General features: G+C 62.7%; 12 protein-coding genes and 1 tRNA gene. 9 read left to right on the top strand and 4 right to left on the bottom strand.

The features are described 5' to 3' along the window. Nucleotides 1-183: 183 nt before the first annotated feature. From F0P97_RS11915 to F0P97_RS11880, 8 genes are all read left to right on the top strand, one after another. On the top strand, nt 184-1,359 hold the full coding sequence (locus F0P97_RS11915; protein WP_182286879.1) for an AI-2E family transporter: 1,176 nt from the start codon (nt 184-186) through the stop codon (nt 1,357-1,359). A 233-nt stretch (nt 1,360-1,592) separates the two neighbouring features. Continuing rightward, nucleotides 1,593-4,658 carry a formate dehydrogenase-N subunit alpha gene (gene fdnG, locus F0P97_RS11910; RefSeq protein ID WP_182286878.1) on the top strand — a complete coding sequence of 1,022 codons (3,066 nt, stop codon included), beginning with the start codon at nt 1,593-1,595 and terminating at the stop codon, nt 4,656-4,658. A gap of 12 nt (nt 4,659-4,670) precedes the next feature. Next, nucleotides 4,671-5,600: a formate dehydrogenase subunit beta gene (gene fdxH / locus F0P97_RS11905; protein WP_182286877.1), complete on the top strand. Its 930-nt coding sequence runs from the start codon at nt 4,671-4,673 to the stop codon at nt 5,598-5,600. Beyond that, nucleotides 5,597-6,223, top strand: coding sequence for a formate dehydrogenase subunit gamma (locus F0P97_RS11900; RefSeq protein WP_003066500.1), 627 nt, complete (start codon nt 5,597-5,599; stop codon nt 6,221-6,223). The genes fdxH and F0P97_RS11900 overlap by 4 nt, the downstream gene beginning before the upstream one ends. 82 nt (nt 6,224-6,305) lie before the next feature. Continuing rightward, nucleotides 6,306-7,271: a formate dehydrogenase accessory protein FdhE gene (gene fdhE, locus F0P97_RS11895; protein WP_182286876.1), complete on the top strand. Its 966-nt coding sequence runs from the start codon at nt 6,306-6,308 to the stop codon at nt 7,269-7,271. 89 nt (nt 7,272-7,360) lie between these two features. After that, entirely contained in the window at nt 7,361-8,800 is a 1,440-nt protein-coding gene (gene selA, locus F0P97_RS11890; RefSeq protein WP_182286875.1) for an L-seryl-tRNA(Sec) selenium transferase, read from the top strand. A 95-nt stretch (nt 8,801-8,895) separates the two neighbouring features. After that, complete coding sequence (gene selB, locus F0P97_RS11885; RefSeq protein WP_182286874.1) at nt 8,896-10,821, top strand: selenocysteine-specific translation elongation factor; 1,926 nt, start codon at nt 8,896-8,898, stop codon at nt 10,819-10,821. A 184-nt stretch (nt 10,822-11,005) separates the two neighbouring features. After that, nucleotides 11,006-11,101 (top strand) — tRNA-Sec (locus F0P97_RS11880). Nucleotides 11,102-11,118: 17 nt separating this feature from the next. Here the strand turns inward: F0P97_RS11880 and F0P97_RS11875 are convergent. Beyond that, entirely contained in the window at nt 11,119-12,807 is a 1,689-nt protein-coding gene (locus F0P97_RS11875) for a long-chain fatty acid--CoA ligase (RefSeq protein ID WP_182286873.1), read from the bottom strand. A gap of 182 nt (nt 12,808-12,989) precedes the next feature. Here F0P97_RS11875 and F0P97_RS11870 point away from each other — a divergent pair, with 182 nt between their 5' ends. Beyond that, a complete protein-coding gene (locus F0P97_RS11870) occupies nt 12,990-13,502 on the top strand; it encodes a pyridoxamine 5'-phosphate oxidase (RefSeq protein ID WP_182287186.1) in 513 nt (170 codons plus the stop codon). On the opposite strand, the gene F0P97_RS11865 is transcribed toward F0P97_RS11870, so the two are convergent. From F0P97_RS11865 to F0P97_RS11855, 3 genes are all read right to left on the bottom strand, one after another. Next, complete coding sequence (locus F0P97_RS11865) at nt 13,499-14,017, bottom strand: hypothetical protein (RefSeq protein WP_182286872.1); 519 nt, start codon at nt 14,015-14,017, stop codon at nt 13,499-13,501. The genes F0P97_RS11870 and F0P97_RS11865 overlap by 4 nt on opposite strands. Nucleotides 14,018-14,094: 77 nt before the next feature. Beyond that, the gene (locus F0P97_RS11860) at nt 14,095-15,495 is read right to left on the bottom strand and encodes an MBL fold metallo-hydrolase RNA specificity domain-containing protein (RefSeq protein ID WP_182286871.1); all 1,401 of its coding nucleotides are present in this window, start codon (nt 15,493-15,495) and stop codon (nt 14,095-14,097) included. A gap of 197 nt (nt 15,496-15,692) precedes the next feature. Next, a complete protein-coding gene (locus tag F0P97_RS11855; protein WP_182286870.1) occupies nt 15,693-17,156 on the bottom strand; it encodes an efflux transporter outer membrane subunit in 1,464 nt (487 codons plus the stop codon). Nucleotides 17,157-17,160 lie beyond the last annotated feature (4 nt).

The following is a 17,160-nucleotide window of genomic DNA, read 5'->3' as shown; positions in this document are numbered from 1 at the left end:
CTGGTTTGTAGAACCTCCCGCGACACGGCTGTACCGATTGGCGGATGCGACTGTGGCTGGGGAAGGGCCTTGAGTTGCGGCAGCCATTGTGCCACTGTTCAAAGTCTTGGTCTTATAAAAGACAAGATGTTTACACCCCTGGGAGTCGCTTACATTGCGGGAACTCCATAAACAAGGATTCGCATGCCGCTTTTGCCGCTTCACAAACGTGCATTCATTCTTCTTTTGATAGCAGTAACTGCCGGATTCGGCTTGGTTCTCGAGGAATATGCCGTTGCTATCTTCTGGGGCGTGGTATTTGCCATCGTCTTCGCGCCCCTGCACCGCAAGCTGCTGATGCGCATGCCCAACAAGCCCACGCTGGCCGCGTTGGCAACCTTGCTAATTAGTCTGGTAATGGTCATTTTGCCGCTGTCTCTGATAGGGCTGTCGCTCATCAAGGAGACCTCGGCCATCTATGACCAGGTCAGCAGCGGCAACCTCTCCGCCGGCAGCTATGTGGAGCAAGTCTTCAATGCACTGCCCTCCTGGCTGACGCCGTGGATGGAAAAGCTGCACCTGGGCACTCTGGAGGAAATCCAGGCCAAGCTCTCCAACATCGCGCTGCAGGCCAGCAAGCTGGCGGCCACCAAGGCCGTGGGACTGGGACAGAACACCCTGGGCTTTGTCGTGGGCTTCGGCGTCATGCTCTATCTCATCTTCTTTCTGCTGCGCGACGGCAAGGAGCTGGTCGCACGCATCTGGGCTGCCACGCCGCTCGCCCCCGAGCACAAGCGCGAGCTGGCCACCAAGTTCATTACCGTCATCCGTGCCACAGTCAAGGGCAATCTGGCCGTTGCAGCCGCCCAGGGCGCGCTGGGAGGACTGATTTTCTGGATTCTGGGCATTCAGGGCGCCGTACTCTGGGCCGTGGTGATGGCTTTTCTGTCCTTGCTGCCCGCGGTGGGGGCGGGCCTGGTCTGGGGGCCGGTGGCCATTTATTTCCTGGCCACGGGCGCCATCACCAAGGGCTTGATCCTGGCGGCCTATGGCGTGCTGGTCATCGGCCTGGTGGATAACGTGCTGCGTCCCCTGCTGGTCGGCAAGGACACCAAGATGCCTGACTACGTGGTGCTGATCTCCACCCTGGGGGGCATGGCCTTGTTCGGTCTTTCGGGCTTTGTGCTCGGCCCGGCCATCGCCGCCCTGTTCATGGCTGCCTGGGAGTTGTTTGCCACCATGCAGGGGCAGGAGGAGAAGCTGCTGAACCGGGAAATCGCGCAAAAACGCACAGCAGGCGATCCGCAGCAGCCTGTAGAAGGCCTCGCCCCCATTGTCGCCCCCCCTCCTGCCGAAACACGGAAAAGCGACAAAGATTAGGGATTTCCTGTTCAACCCGGCCTGCTGACCGATGGCTTTTCGAGCTGAAAGTTGATAGCTTGGGAGGCGCAGGTTGAAAACTATCGCTGTCATTAAGAAAAACAAAAACGAAAAATAAAACTCAAAGTCGCTCAACGTTACTCAAGAATTAAGGGTTTGTAACTGCTATCAAAAATGGGGGGGGTCGTAAAATTTGCTTTCACATAAGCGTTCATACGAAAAGGTACCCCACAATGGACCAATTCTCCAGACGCCAGTTCATGAAAGTGACTGGTTCGACTCTGGCGGGTTCAAGCTTGGCGCTGATGGGCTTCTCACCCACAGCCGCCCTTGCTGAGGTGCGACAGTACAAACTGTCAGCCACCACCGTAACCCGTCAAACCTGCACCTACTGCTCCGTAGGATGCGGCATCCTCATGTACTCCCTGGGCGACGGCGGGAAAAACTCCCGTCTGTCCGTGATGCACGTGGAAGGCGACCCGGATCATCCGGTCAATCGCGGCACGCTGTGTCCCAAGGGTGCATCGCTGCTGGACTTTGTCCACAGCCCCAGCCGCCTCAAGTACCCCGAATACCGCGCCCCCGGCTCGTCCGAGTGGAAGCGCATGTCCTGGGACGAGGCACTGAACCGCATCGCCAAGCTGCTCAAGGAAGACCGCGACGCCAATTTCGTTGAAACCAACGAAAAAGGCCAGAAGGTCAACCGCTGGCTGACCACCGGCATGCTGGCCGCTTCGGCTTCCAGCAACGAAGCTGGCTACATCACGCACAAAGTGGCCCGCTCCTGGGGCCTTCTTGCACTCGATAACCAAGCACGTGTCTGACACGGCCCGACGGTGGCAGGTCTTGCCCCGACGTTTGGCCGTGGAGCGATGACGAACCATTGGGTCGACATCAAGAACGCGGACGTTATTTTGATCATGGGCGGCAATGCCGCCGAAGCACACCCCTGCGGCTTCAAGTGGGTGACCGAAGCGAAGGAGCACAACAAGGCTCACTTCATGGTGGTCGATCCGCGCTTCAACCGCTCGGCATCCGTGGCTGACTTCTATGCGCCGATCCGTTCCGGCTCGGACATCGTCTTCCTCGGTGGCGTGATCAATTACCTGCTGACAAACGACAGGATCCACCACGAGTATGTGAAGAACTACACGGACTTCTCATTCATCGTGCGCGAGGACTTTGCGTTCGACGAAGGTATTTTCTCGGGCTACAACCCTGAAAAGCGTACCTATGACAAGGCGTCGTGGGACTACGAACTGGGTGAAGATGGCTTCGTGAAGGTGGACCCCACTCTGGAACACCCTCGCTGCGTCTATCAGTGGCTCAAGAAGCACTACGCCGGCTATACCCCCGAGAAGGTGGAATCCATCTGCGGCACACCCAGGGAAAAATTCCTGCACGTGTGCGAGAAGCTTGCTTCGACTGCCGAAGCCGGCCGTGTTGCCACCATCCTGTACGCACTGGGCTGGACTCAGCACACCACGGGTGCGCAGATCCTGCGTACCGGTGCCATGATCCAGCTGCTGCTGGGCAATATCGGTATCGCTGGCGGCGGCATGAACGCGCTGCGCGGCCACTCCAACATCCAGGGCCTGACGGACCTGGGCATCCTGTCTGCTTCGCTTCCCGGGTACCTGACGCTGCCAAACGAAGCCGAACAGGACTACAACCAGTACATCGCCACTCGCACGCCCAAGCTGCTGCGCCCTGGCCAGATGAATTACTGGTCGAACACGCCCAAGTTCCATGTCAGCCTGATGAAGGCGTGGTGGGGCCCGGCCGCAACTGCTGAAAACAACTGGGCGTTCGACTATCTGCCCAAGTTGGACAAGCAGTACGACATGCTCCAGATCTTCGAGATGATGACGCAGGGCAAGGTCAACGGCTATATCGCTCAAGGCTTCAACCCCTTGGCGGCTCTGGCTAACAGCAACAGCGTGCGCGAAGGCCTCAAGAAGCTGAAGTTCCTGGTCATCATGGATCCGCTGGTGACGGAAACTTCGGAGTTCTGGAAGAACCACGGCGAATTCAACGACGTGGACTCGGCTTCGATTCAAACCGAGGTGTTCCGCCTGCCTACCACCTGCTTCGCTGAAGAAGACGGTGCCGTGGTCAGCTCCTCGCGCGTGCTGCAGTGGCACTGGAAGGCTGCCGAACCTCCGGGAGAGGCCAAGACCGACATCGCCATCATGTCCGGTTTGCACCTGCGCCTGAAGGCTCTCTATCAGAAGGAAGGCGGCAAGTTCTCCGAGCCCATCACCAACCTGTACTGGCCTTACGCCGAAGCCGATCACCCCTCCTCCGAGGAAGTGGCCAAGGAATACAACGGTCGTGCGCTGGTGGATCTGTTCGACCCCAAGGACCCCAGCAAGCTCATCCGCAAGGCCGGCGAGCAGCTGGCGGGCTTTGGCGAAATGCGCGATGACGGCACCACCCTGGGTGGCTGCTGGATCTGGGCTGGCAGCTGGACTTCTTCCGGCAACCAGATGGCTCGCCGTGACAACAGCGATCCAACAGGCATAGGCAACACGCTGAACTGGGCCTGGGCCTGGCCTGCGAATCGCCGTGTGCTGTACAACCGCGCGTCTTGCGACCGCCAGGGCAAGCCCTTCAACCCCGAACGCGTGCTGATCAAATGGAATGGCAAGCAGTGGGGTGGAGCGGACGTGCCGGATGTGGCCGTAGGCCTGGATCCCGAGGTGATCAATCCCTTCATCATGAACCCCGAAGGGGTGGCCCGTCTGTTTGCTCGCAAGGGCATGGCAGAAGGTCCGTTCCCCACGCACTATGAGGCGTTTGACAACCCGCTGGGCTACAACCCCATGTACCCCAACAACAAGCAGGCCGTCATCAGCCCCGTGATGCGCATCCTGGCAACTGCCAAGGACACGCAGGGCGACCCCAAGGACTACCCGCATGTAGGCACGACCTACCGCCTGACCGAGCACTTCCACTACTGGACCAAGCATGTTCAGCTGAACAACATCGTTCAGCCCGAGCAGTTCGTGGAAATCGGCGAGGCACTGGGCAAGGAACTGGGCATAGAGACCGGCCAGAAGGTCAAGGTTTCGTCCAAGCGCGGTTTCGTGAAGGCCGTGGCTGTGGTGACCAAGCGCATCAAGCCCATGAAGATCGATGGCAAGACCATCCATCACGTGGGTGTGCCGATTCACTGGGGCTTCTCCACGACGGGACGCAAGGGCTATCTGGCGAACAACCTGACAGCCTCCGTGGGTGACGGTAACAGCTTGACCCCTGAATCCAAGACCTTCCTCGTGAAGGTGGAAAAGATCTAAGGAGCCACGCTGATGTCCTCAACCATGTCTCTCGATATCAAACGCCGTTCTGCCACGACGACCCCCGCACCCAGCGCACGCGGTGCGCACGCGGGTGAAGTCGCCAAGCTGATCGACGTCTCCAAATGCATTGGCTGCAAGGCTTGCCAGACAGCCTGCATGGAGTGGAACGACCTTCGCGACGAAATCGGCACGGTTGCCGCAGGCGTCTACGACAACCCGACGGATCTGACGTCGGAGTCTTGGACCGTGATGCGCTTTGCCGAATACGAAAACGAAGCCACAGGCAACCTGGAATGGCTGATCCGCAAGGACGGCTGCATGCACTGCGAAGACCCAGGCTGCCTGAAGGCCTGCCCGTCGCCCGGTGCCATCGTCCAATATGCCAACGGCATCGTGGACTTCCAGCAAGACCAGTGCGTGGGCTGCGGCTACTGCGTCACGGGCTGCCCGTTCAACATTCCGCGCATCTCCAAGAAGGACAACAAGGCATACAAGTGCACCTTGTGTTCGGATCGCGTGGCTGTTGGCCAGGAGCCCGCCTGCGTCAAGACCTGCCCCACCGGAGCTATCCAGTTTGGCACCAAGGAAGCCATGCAGGAGCAAGCATCCCGCCGTGTCGTGGACCTCAAGGAACGCGGCTACGAAAAGGCAGGCCTCTACGACCCGCAGGGCGTGGGTGGCACGCACGTGATGTACGTTCTGCATCACGCGGACAAACCTTCGCTGTACAAGGGCCTGCCGGACGATCCGTCCATCAGCCCCATGGTGTCGCTGTGGAAGGGTGTCGCCAAGCCTCTGGCCATGGCCGCACTGGGTGCAGCCGCAATCGGCAGCCTGTTCCACTACATCACCAAGGGACCCAACGACGTGTCCAAGGAGCTTGAGGATGAAATGGAGCGCAAGGACGCCGAAGCGCTGAACAAGGAGAACGGCAAATGAAACGCAATCCTCGCGACCTCGTGCGCTACAACGCATCGGAGCGCGCCAACCACTGGGTGGTAGGCATTTGCTTCATCTTGCTGGCCCTGTCCGGTCTGGCGTTCTTTCACCCGGCCTTCTTCTGGTTGACCAATCTGTTCGGTGGCGGCCCCTGGACGCGCATCCTGCACCCCTACATCGGGGTTGTCATGGGCGCATTCTTCGTCATCATGGCCTGCCGTTTCGCCAAGCTCAACATCGTTGAGCCGCGCGACATCGAATGGCTCAAGAACGTCAACAAGATGATCGATGGCGACGACCACGACATGCCCGAACAAGGCAAATACAACGGTGGTCAGAAGCTGTTGTTCTGGGGCCTGGTAATCGGCATGCTGCTGATCGTGATCACCGGCTTTCTGATGTGGCGCGCCTGGTGGACATTGCCGGTCAACGTGGTGCGAGCGGCTTCGGTGGTTCACGCCATCGCTGCCGTGTGGATGATCGGTCTGATCATCATGCACGTGTATGCCGCCATCTGGACCCGGGGCACCATTCGCGCCATGCTTTATGGCACAGTAACGCGAGCCTGGGCCAAGCAACACCACCGCGGCTGGTACCGCAAGATGACGGGTGACAACGACTAAGGTTTTTAGTCCTCTCCCCTAACAACCCAGCCGCCAAGCGTTTATCGGCGCTCGGCGGCTGATTCATTTGGAAACCCTGTCAATGCAACGCATTCTTCAACCCGGTGAAATCGAAGCACTGGATCACACCAGCTTTCCCCGCATCTTGCTGCCCCAGGTAAGCAGTCTGTTCGCCGAACGCGCTGCACGCCTGCGCCAGCTGGCCAACGGCAACCCCATTGCAGACTATCTGCTGTTTGTGGCCCAGATCATGGACGCACAGCACAAGGCCGTGAGCGCCGTGGAAGTCGAACTCGCCGATGCCACCCTGATGGCACGCGCCCAGGAGCATTCCATGCCCCTGCTGCCTGCTGTGGACAACATCGATCCCGTCTGGCAGACAGTGCTGGACAATATGCTCGACACGCTGCAAAGCAGCGAGGGTCTGCCCGAGCCCCTGCAGCCCCTGCTCAAGGAACTACGCGCGCTCGAGCCCGAAACCCGAGAAGACATTGCCAAAAAGCTGCTGCAAAAAGAAGTAGCCGCACGCCATGTGGGCCTGGCCCCTTTCATCATGGCAGCATTGCAGGTGGCTTTCGCCAAGCGTTCGTCCAAACTCAGCCCCAGAGACGTTCCATACACAGACCCCGCCAGCATCTGCCCCGTCTGCGCCAGCGAGCCTGTGGCCAGCGTCATCCGCATTGGCGGCAAAATGGCCGGTCACCGCTACGCTCATTGCGGCACCTGTGCCTGCGAATGGCATATGGTTCGTGTCAAGTGCACACACTGCGAATCGACCAAGGGCATCCACTACCAGGGCATTGACGGTGCGGGCGAAGAAGTTCTGGCCGAGACCTGCGACGAATGCGGCAGCTACCGCAAGATCGTGAATCAGGAAAAAAACCCCATGGTCGAACCCCTGGTCGACGATCTGGCCAGCCTGATGCTGGATCTGCTGATGAGCGAGACCCAGTTCCAGCGCGCCAGCGCCAATCCTCTGTTGTTTGTGGCCGTGGCCGAAGAGCAGCAAGGCGAGGCCGACCACGAACTGGTGGACCCTGCGGCGTAAACCTGCCGGCTCCAACCGCCACCATAATGAAGGCGGCAGGAACTCCTGCCGCCTTTTTCATTTTTTCGACGACCCGACACACCTTGGCCATGAGCAATACCGCAGCGACCGCCCCTGAAATTTCGCACCCCTCCCAGCTTCCCGCCGTGGACAAGGTCTTGCTCGCGGTCGAGATGCAGGTGCTGCGCGAGTCCTACGGCCTGGACGCCTGCACCAAGGCAGTCCGCGATGTGCTGACGGGACTGCGCCAGCGGCTCCTGGGTTTTGCCGATCAGCCCGGCCAGAGCGTGCAGGCCGACATCGGCAGCATTGTGCAAGCTGCACAGCGCCATCTTCAGGCCCGGTTTGCGCCACGCCTGCAGCCTGTCTTCAATCTCACCGGCACGGTGCTGCACACCAACCTGGGCCGCGCATTGCTGCCGCAGGCCGCGATCGATGCCGTGCTGCAGGCCATGAGCGCCCCGGCCAATCTGGAATATGACCTTGAAGACGGCGGCCGCGGCGATCGCGACGACCTGGTCGAGTCGCTGATCTGCGAGCTGACCGGTGCCGAAGCAACCACCGTTGTCAACAACAACGCTGCTGCCGTACTGCTGGTGCTGTCCACCATGGCCACGGGCCGGGAAGTCGTGGTCTCGCGCGGCGAGCTGGTGGAAATCGGCGGAGCCTTCCGCATCCCCGATGTCATGACCCGCGCCGGCGCCCGGCTCGTCGAGGTCGGCACCACCAACCGCACGCATGAGAAAGACTATGCAGAGGCCATAGGCGAGAACACGGCCGCGCTCATGAAGGTGCATTGCAGCAACTACGCCATCACCGGCTTTACCAAGGCAGTGACCGACGCCGATGTCGCCCGCATTGCGCACGACAGCAATCTGCCGATGATTGTCGACCTGGGCAGCGGCACGCTGATCGACATGCGCGACTGGGGCCTGCCCTATGAAGTCACGGTGCGCGAGACGGTCGAGTCCGGCGCCGACATCGTCACTTTCAGCGGTGACAAGCTCCTTGGCGGTCCGCAGGCCGGAATCATCGTGGGCCGCAAGGAGCTGATCGCCAGAATCAAGAAAAATCCGCTCAAGCGCGCTCTTCGCGTGGGCAAGATCACGCTGGCGGCACTGGAGCCCACGCTGCGCCTGTACCTGAACCCCGAAAAGCTCGCCCAGGAGCTGACCACGCTGCGCCTGTTCACGCGCAAGGCCAGCGACATGCAGACCCAGGCCGAGCAGTTGCAGCCTCTGCTGCAGCAGGCACTGGGCCAGGACTATGTGGTGGAGACCGCTGCCATGAACAGCCAGATCGGCAGCGGCGCCCTTCCCGTGGAAAACCTGCCCAGCTTCGGCCTCAGGATTTATCCGGCCAGCGGCAAGCAGGCGGGTCGGCAGCTGACCCGGCTCGAAGCGCGCTTTCGTGGCCTGCCGCGGCCGGTGATCGGGCGGCTGCATGACGATGCGCTGTGGCTGGATCTGCGCTGCCTGGAAAACCCGGCCCAGGCACTGTTTGCCGCGCAACTGCCGCTGCTGGCCTGAGCCAGCCCCATGGCCCCGCCCCCGGAATTTATACAGAAACACCTTGCATCGCTTGAGACACAAGCGCCAGCAGCTATCAAGACTACAAGCACACCATGATCATCGGAACCGCAGGCCATATCGACCACGGCAAAACCACGCTGGTGCGTGCGCTCACGGGGGTGGAAACCGACCGCCTCAAGGAAGAGAAAGCCCGCGGCATCTCCATAGAACTCGGCTATGCCTACAGCCCGCTTCCCAACGGCGATGTGCTGGGCATCATCGACGTGCCGGGCCACGAGAAATTCGTCCACACCATGGCCGCCGGTGCCGTAGGCATTGATCACGCCCTGCTGGTCGTGGCTGCCGACGACGGCGTGATGCCCCAGACCATAGAGCACCTGGAAATTCTGCAGCTGCTGGGTGTCAGGCGTGGCAGCGTGGCGCTGACCAAGGTCGATCGCGTTCTGCCGCAGCGCATTGCCGACGTACACCGTGAAATCAACGCCATTCTCGGCGTCACTGCGCTGGCGGGCAGCCCCATCTTCGAGACCAATGCTGCAGAACCCGGCAACGCCGGCGTAAAGGTCCTGCGCGAACATCTGCAGGTGCAGGCCCAGATGATGCAGGCTCGCCCCCGGGACGGCCTGTTCCGGCTCGCCGTGGACCGCGTCTTCACGCTGCCGGGACAGGGCACGGTGGTCACAGGCACGGTCTTCAACGGCCAGGTGCGGGTGGGCGATACGCTAGCACACTCTGCCAGCGGTCAGACCGTGCGCGTGCGCAGCATTCATGCACAGAACCAGAGCAGCGACAGCGGCGTCGCCGGCCAGCGCTGCGCACTGAACCTGGCAGGCATAGGCAAGGACGAGATCGAACGCGGCGACTGGATCATGGACCCGCGCCTGCTGCAGGCCACGGATCGCCTCGACATTCATCTGCATCTGCTCAGCGAAGCACCCTCGCTGGCCCAGTGGACGCCTGTCCATGTGCACCTTGGCACCAAGCGCACCACAGGCCATGTCGCCCTGCTGCAGGACGACGCCATAGAGCCCGGTACCGAGGCCCGCGTGCAACTGGTGCTGGATGCACCGGTCTTCGCCCTGCCCGGCGACCGCCTGATTCTGCGCAACGCCCAGGCCAGTCGCACCATCGCCGGCGGCATGGTGCTCGACCCCTATGCCCCGAGCCGCAAGCGCCGCAGCGCAGAACGCATGGCCTACCTCGACGCCATGGAGCAGCTCATAGCCCGCAGCGACTTCAGGGCTCTGGTCGCCCAGGCTCCGCACGGCATTGCGCGTTCGCAGCTGGTGCGTCTGAGCGGCCATGCCTTCTCCGAGGGCAGCCTTGCCGACACCATCCAGTTGCCCATCGCAGGCGGCGATACCCTGGTGCTGGGCCTGCAGCGCTGGCAGCAGTTGCAGAACCAGCTCATCGACAGTCTGGCGCGCTTTCACGAAAAATCGCCCGACGAGCCCGGCGTCAACGCGGCCCGGCTAAGGCGCATGGCCTTGCCCGGCCTGCAGCAAGGCAGCTACGACGCACTCTATCAAGGCCTGCTCGATGCCCTGCTCAGCAGCAAGCTGCTAGCCAGCACCGGCGCCTGGCTGCATTTGCCGCAGCACAGCGTGCAACTGAGCAGTGCCGAGCAGACGCTGGCCGAAAAACTGCTGCCCGCCATCGCGGCAGGCCGCTATGACCCGCCCTGGGTGCGCGATCTGGCGCGCGACCATGCCGCAGGCGAAGAACTGGTGCGCCAGCTGCTCAAAAAGCTTTCGCGCCAGGGCCAGCTGTTCCAGGTCGTCAAGGATTTGTTCTATGCACCGGCGCGCATGGATGAACTCGCCGCCCTGGTTGCCGACATCGCCAGCCGGCACGCCAGGGGAGAAGTGGAGGCCAGCGCATTCCGCGATGCCACTGGTCTGGGCCGCAAGCGCGCCATCCAGATTCTCGAATTCTTCGACCGCACCGGCTACACACGCCGCGTGCGCGACGCCCATCTGCTGCGCCCTGATGTGCATTGGAATAGCACGCCACGCTGAGCCTGAAAGGAAAACAGGTAGAAATCAATTCAGATTCCTTATCCAGCGTACGCTACAAGCTATCAAATCAGAGTAGACCGTGACATGAGGCATTGTCGTGCAGCTTGTCATCAAGTGCCGGATTGGTGGCTACAATCACTGTCCTATCTTCTACAAGAGTGACAGCTGCCACTCTTGACTCCAAGGAAGGCAATCGTGCCCGGTGGCGCGGCCGGGCTTCAAACCCGGTGGGGGGCGTCAGCCGCTCCCGGGTTGGTTCGACTCCAGCTGCTTTCCGCCATTCCCCCTCTTTGCACTTCAGACTGCGGCTTCCTGCTCCTGCAGCATTCGCCACATCACCTTGCCGCTGCCGCTCTTGGGCAAAGCCGTCACGAACTGCACCAGGCGCGGTGCCTTGTAGACCGCCATATTGTCATGGCACCACTGGATGATCTGCTCTGCCGTCGTAGTCTCATGGCCGGCACGCAACACGACCACGGCCTTGACGGTCTCGCCGCGATAGGCATCCTTGGCGGAGATCACGCAGGCCTCCTGAATCGCGGGATGGCGGAACATCAGCGATTCCACCTCGGCCGGCCATACCTTGAAGCCGCTGGCATTGATCATGCGCTTGAGCCGGTCGGTGATGAAGAAGTAGCCATCCTCATCCACGCGCCCCAGGTCCCCGGTGCGGAAAAAGCGCTTGCCATCCAGCTCCATAAAGCTTTGCTCGGTCGCCTCGGGACGTTGCCAGTAGCCTTCAAACACCTCGGGGCCGTTGACCACGATCTCGCCCTGCTCCCCCTGGGCGACCTCTTCCAGCGTGTCGGGGCTGATCACGCGCGCATCGGTGCTCATGAAGGGTATGCCCAGACATTGCTGCTTGGGATGGTCGGGCGGATTGCTGTGTGAAGGTGCGGCGGTTTCGGTCAGACCATAGCCCTCGCAAAAGCGCAGGCCGTACTGCTCCAGCAGTCGCTGGGCCACGGCCTGGGGCATGGCGGCGCCGCCGCCGCCGATGTATTTGAGGCTGGACAGATCGAAGGACGCGAAGTTGGGGCTGGCCAGCAGATCGATCACCATGGTCGGGATATTGGTCCAGCTGGTGACCTGATAGTGCGAGATCAGGCGCCCGGCCAGCTCACGCTCCCAGCGCGGCATGATGATCAGCGTCGCCCCCACGTAGATGGCGCTGTGCAGCACGGACACCATGCCCGTGATGTGAAACATGGGCACGACGGCGAGCACCACGTTCTCGCTGGTGCCCGTGCCCCACAGCGCACCGGAGACGGCGTTGTGGTTGATGCTGCGGTGCAGGTGCATGCAGCCCTTGGGCTGGCCCGTGGTACCGCTGGTATAGGGCAGCAAGGCTAGGTCGTCACGACCCGCGGTATGCGGTGGCGGCAGCTCGCTACAGGCCAGGGCCTGCGTCCAGGCATGGACCTGGCCGTGGTTCAGGCTGGCAGGCTCGCGCTCGCCCAGCAGCCAGTTGCGCCAGGCTTCGGGCGGTGCATCCGGCCCTTGCACATCGGCATCAAAACCGTCGGTGAATCGGGTGACCAGCAAGTGCTGCAATGCTTCGGACTGCGGCAAGGCATTGCTGGCCTTGGCCAGCTCCGGCGCCAGATCAGCCGTGGTGATGGCCACCTTGGCGCCCGAATCCGTGATGTAGTGCTTGAGCTCCTCCGCCGTATTCATGGGGTTGACCGGTACAACTACCGCATTGGCTCGAAAAATGGCGTAATGCGCCAGTACCAGTTGCGAGCTGTTTTGCATCAGCACGATGACGCGGTCGCCTTTCTGCACGCCCAGGCCATGCAGATAGGCGGCCATGCGCTCCGTACCCTCGCACAGTTGCCTGTAGGTCGTGGTGCGCCCCAGAAACACCAGCGCGGCCTTGTCCGGATAACGCCGGGCATTGATAGCAAGGTTTTCCCAGACACTGGTCACGGGAACGGTGATGGAATGTGGCAGCCGATTGGGCCAAAACTTGTGGTGAGCGGGCATGAGTCAGGCAATCAGAAAAGCGTATACATAGTCCGGGTGGACTAATCAGTCCGCAAGACTAGGCCTGCAACCTCGGCCCGGCATCCGGGATGGCCCCAACAGTCGGTCACGCAGGTGACGGTCGGCGCGGCCTGACGCGGCTCAAGCTGGTCCGACCCCGCGCACTGGCTTACCATGCGCAAATGCCTCATGAATCGCGCCTGCAGCAGTCGCTGCGCCAGCTACTCGCCAGTCAGCGTACCGCCGCACTGGCCGTTCAGCCGCAGGCCGGCTCATCAGCCCCCGGATATCTCCCCGCCCCGGGCCTGTCGCTGGTGCCCTGGGCCTGGAGTGGCGAATTCAGCTGCCTGATACTGCATGTCAGTGCGCTGGCCAGTCATACACAGGCCATGGAGCAGCATCCTGCCGTCAGCCTGCTGGTGAGCAGGCCAGAGTCCGCTGGCGAAGCTGTGCATGCGCTGGAGCGCATCAGCATTCGGGGCGTGGCATCCACGCCCCCGCGCGACAGCGGCCTGTGGCAAGGCGCCCGTGCCAGCTATCTGACGCGCTTTCCCGAAGCCGAGCCCATGACGGCGCTGGGCGACTTTCGTTTTGTCTGCATCACGCCGCAAGGCGGCAGGCATGTCGCGGGCTTCGGCGCGGCGCGCGATGTGGACGAACACGATCTCATAGCCGCACTCAACCCGGCTGCCTAGCCTTTTCTGGCTCGGCCCGACCTGGATTGGCCAGTTTGAGCCTTGAGCACATGCTCGGCAATCAGGCACATGCAGGCCAGCGGCTGGCCCTGCACCAGGGCCTGAACATGGTCCTGCCAGATCTGCCCCTGCTGCTCCACGCTTGCGTCCAGAAAGCACTTCAGCATCTGATGCGGATCTGCACAGGCCTGATAGTGATAGGGATTGTGCCGCAGGCATGCCGCACGCAGATGCAGGCCCAACGCCTCCCAGGTCACCGCCCTGCCTTGCAGGCGCTGCCACTGATGCAGCAACTCATGGGCGAAGACGCCTGCCACCACAGGGTGGGCAAGCCGCAGCGGCTCATGCGGGTCCCGGTGCTCAAAAAAGCTGCGCGGCAGATAGATGCGCCCGCCGCCCAGGGAGAGCGCGCGCCTGGTATCGCCCAGACGCCGCACATGCAGACGCATGCCGGGCAGCAGTTCATCCAGCGTAGTGCCGAAAAGCCGCTGCGCGAAACCGGCCTCGACCGGCATCAGGCTTCGCCTCCAGAACATCATGCAACAGGCCGCGCGCAAGGAGGATTCCGCATCTCGGAGACTCCTGGCAGGTTCTAGAACTCGAAGACCTGGCCCGGCTGCGGAACCCGCACCGAGAAATGCAGGCGCTCGTGCAGCAGCGTGGCCAAGGCCAGGGAGGCATGCGGCTCCCCATGCACCACAAAGGTCTGCTGCGGTGGGCGGGTGAACGCGGCCGCCCAGTCCAACAGGGCCTGCTGGTCGGCATGGGCCGAAAAGCCACCCAGGGTATGGATGCCGGCACGGACCTCGACCTCATCTCCAAACAGGCGCACCAGCGTGGCACCGTCGACCAGCCTGCGACCCAGCGAACCTTCAGCCTGAAAACCGCAGATCACCACCGCACACTCGGGCCTCGACAGATTGTTCTTCAGATGATGCAGCACCCGCCCCGCATCGCACATGCCGCTGGCCGAGATGATGACCGCGCCGCTCTTGATGCGGTTGAGCTTGATGGAGTCCTCCACATCGCTGATGAAATGAATGTGCGGCGACTCCTTGAGTCTCCTGACGCTGCCCAGCAACTGCCTGGCCTCCTCGTCGAACACGCCGAAGTGCCGCAGCGTGATATCGGTGGCCGCAACCGCCATGGGCGAATCCACAAATATCTCTACCGGCGGCAGGCGTCGCTGCTGGATCAGCTGCAGAAAGTGATAGAGCAGCTCCTGCGTGCGCCCCACGGCAAATGCCGGGATGACCACATTGCCATGGGGAACCGTGCGCGTGACCACATCGACCAGCTCCTCCAGGGTATCGCCCGTGCTCTTGTGCTGCCGATCGCCATAGGTAGACTCGATGAGCAGCACATCGGCGTCCATGATCGGCGTGGGATCGCGCAGAATCACCCGCCCCGGCTGGCCCAGATCGCCGCTGGCCACCAGCTTGCGCGTGCCGCCATGGCCATCTGCCAGCCACAGCTCCACAATGGCCGAGCCAAGAATATGCCCGGCATCCTGAAAACGTAACGTCACCGCAGGATGGGGTTCGAAGCTCTGTCCATAGGCCCTGGCCTGGACCTGCTCCAGCGTGCTCGCCACATGGGCCAGCGAATACAGAGGAACCGTCAGCTCGCGCTCACGCCCCCGGCCTTCACGCCGACGCCGCGCCGCACGCTCGGCATCCATCATCTGGATATGGGCACTGTCCTTGAGCAAGACCTCGAGCAAGTCCTTGGTGGACAGCGTGGCATAGATAGGGCCCTTGAAGCCCTGGGCCACGAGCTTGGGCAGCAGGCCGCTGTGGTCGATATGCGCATGGGTCAGAACGACGAAGTCCAGGCCTGCGGCATCAAAGGCAAAGGCTTGCTGGTTGTGCTCGTCAGCCTCGCGGCCGCCCTGGGCCATGCCGCAGTCGATCAGAAAGCGACAGCCATGCGCCTCGACCAGAAAGCAGGACCCCGTGACCGACTGCGCCGCACCGTGAAAAGTGATGTTCATGAAGCATCCATTGACGATCCACATGGACCGCCAATGAATCTAGCACCACTGGCGCCTGCACCGCCAGTGCCTCAAGTCTTGCCTTGATGCCCATCAAACCGCTGAGCCTGTCCGGGCGCTGCAAATACCGGCTGGCTGAGCAGCAGGCGTCACAAGCCGGCAAACCGGCCGCCAGGGCGGACAGCGCAGCTATCGCCTCATCCGCGAGCCGCCTGCGGCTCGCCGCTGCCCCAGCCTCCGCCCAGTGCACGAATCAGGGCCACCGTGGCCGTGTACTGCGCAGTACGCACCTGCAAGGCCTGGCGCCGGTTACGCAGCTCGTTGCGGCGCGCATCCAGCAGCTCCAGCTGGCTGACCAGACCGTTGCGATAGCGCACATCCGAGAGGTGCGTGGCCCGCTCGGAAGACTGCACGGCCTGCCCCAGCACACGGGCCTGGCCCGAGAGCAGGCGCAAGGCACTGAGCTGATCCTCGACCTCCCGGAAGGCCGCGAGCACCTGGCCGCGCTGGGCTGCCACGGCGGCCTCCAGGCGCGCACGGGCGCCCTCTTCCTGCGCAGCGCGCTGGCCGCCGTCGAAGATGGGCAGGGACAGCAAGGCGCCTATGCCCCAGGAGCGCGCAGACCACTTGAACAGATCGCCGAGCTCCGGCGAGGCATAGCCGCCATTGCCCGTGAGCGTGATGGCGGGAAACCACGCGGCCTGGGCCACGCCCACGCGCGCCTGGGCCGCCAGCACCGATGCCTGGGCCGCCGACACATCGGGGCGGCGTGCCAGCACCGTGGCGGGCACGCCTGCCGGAATCACGGGCAGCGTTGCCGCCTGCGGCTGCGAAGCCAGCGAAAAACCGCTGGCCACATCGCCGACCAGCACGGCCAGCGCATGCGTGAGGGCCGCCTGCTGGCGCTCCAGCGCCAGCGTCTCGGCCTCGGTGGCCGAAACCTCGGTCTGCATGCGCGCCACATCCAGCTCGGCGGCATCGCCGGCACGGTAGCGCTTCTCGATCAGCGTCAGAGTCTCGCGATAGGCCGCCAGACTCTGCTCGACCAGTTGGCGCTCAGTCTGCAGCGAACGCAGCTGCAGATAGGTCTGGGCCACATCGGCCTGCACCATCAGGCGCGTGCTCTGCAGCAAGGCCTCGCGTGCATTGGCATCCTCGCGTGCCGCTTCGCTGGCCCGCGACAGCCTGCCGAACAGATCCGCTTCGTAGGAGAAGTTCAAGCCGGCCGTGACCAGGGTTGCGGGCTGCATGCCGTTCGCGGTGTTCACTCCGGCCTGACGGGCGGCACCGCCCCCGGTCGCGATCTGCGGCTGGCGCTGCGCATCGGCCGAGCGCAGCAGTGCCCGCGCTTCGGCCAGACGTGCCGCAGCGGTCTGCACATCGGTGTTGGCTTCACCCGCACGCTCCACCAGAGCGCTTAGTTCGGTGTCGGCAAATACCAGCCACCAGGCACCGCGCGGCTGGGCCTCGGCCGGGGCAGCCTGCGTCCAGCCTGCGGCTGCGGCCTGGGCGCTGAAGCTAGCGGGCACGGCAATGCCGGCATGCTCGGCCACCGTGGGCGGCGCACTGGCGCAACCCGCCAGCACCAGGGCTGCCGCCAGCGCGCTCAGGGACGGCATCAGGGATCGAATGCCTTGCATCGTTTTCATATCGGAATCCATGGTT

Origin of the sequence: Comamonas testosteroni (assembly GCF_014076415.1) — a bacterium.
Taxonomy (GTDB): Bacteria; Pseudomonadota; Gammaproteobacteria; order Burkholderiales; family Burkholderiaceae_C; genus Comamonas; species Comamonas testosteroni_F.
The sequence above is the reverse complement of the archived record's forward strand: the minus strand, read 5'-3'. Positions and strand labels throughout refer to the sequence as shown.

Coding starts and splice junctions, on each gene's coding strand:
- F0P97_RS11875 (WP_182286873.1), bottom strand. CDS start 12,807: ATGCCCGCTCACCACAAGTTTTGGCCCAATCGGCTGCCACATTCCATC.
- selA (WP_182286875.1), top strand. CDS start 7,361: ATGAGCAATACCGCAGCGACCGCCCCTGAAATTTCGCACCCCTCCCAG.
- F0P97_RS11870 (WP_182287186.1), top strand. CDS start 12,990: ATGCCTCATGAATCGCGCCTGCAGCAGTCGCTGCGCCAGCTACTCGCC.
- selB (WP_182286874.1), top strand. CDS start 8,896: ATGATCATCGGAACCGCAGGCCATATCGACCACGGCAAAACCACGCTG.
- F0P97_RS11900 (WP_003066500.1), top strand. CDS start 5,597: ATGAAACGCAATCCTCGCGACCTCGTGCGCTACAACGCATCGGAGCGC.
- F0P97_RS11915 (WP_182286879.1), top strand. CDS start 184: ATGCCGCTTTTGCCGCTTCACAAACGTGCATTCATTCTTCTTTTGATA.
- F0P97_RS11860 (WP_182286871.1), bottom strand. CDS start 15,495: ATGAACATCACTTTTCACGGTGCGGCGCAGTCGGTCACGGGGTCCTGC.
- fdhE (WP_182286876.1), top strand. CDS start 6,306: ATGCAACGCATTCTTCAACCCGGTGAAATCGAAGCACTGGATCACACC.
- F0P97_RS11865 (WP_182286872.1), bottom strand. CDS start 14,017: ATGCCGGTCGAGGCCGGTTTCGCGCAGCGGCTTTTCGGCACTACGCTG.
- fdxH (WP_182286877.1), top strand. CDS start 4,671: ATGTCCTCAACCATGTCTCTCGATATCAAACGCCGTTCTGCCACGACG.
- F0P97_RS11855 (WP_182286870.1), bottom strand. CDS start 17,156: ATGGATTCCGATATGAAAACGATGCAAGGCATTCGATCCCTGATGCCG.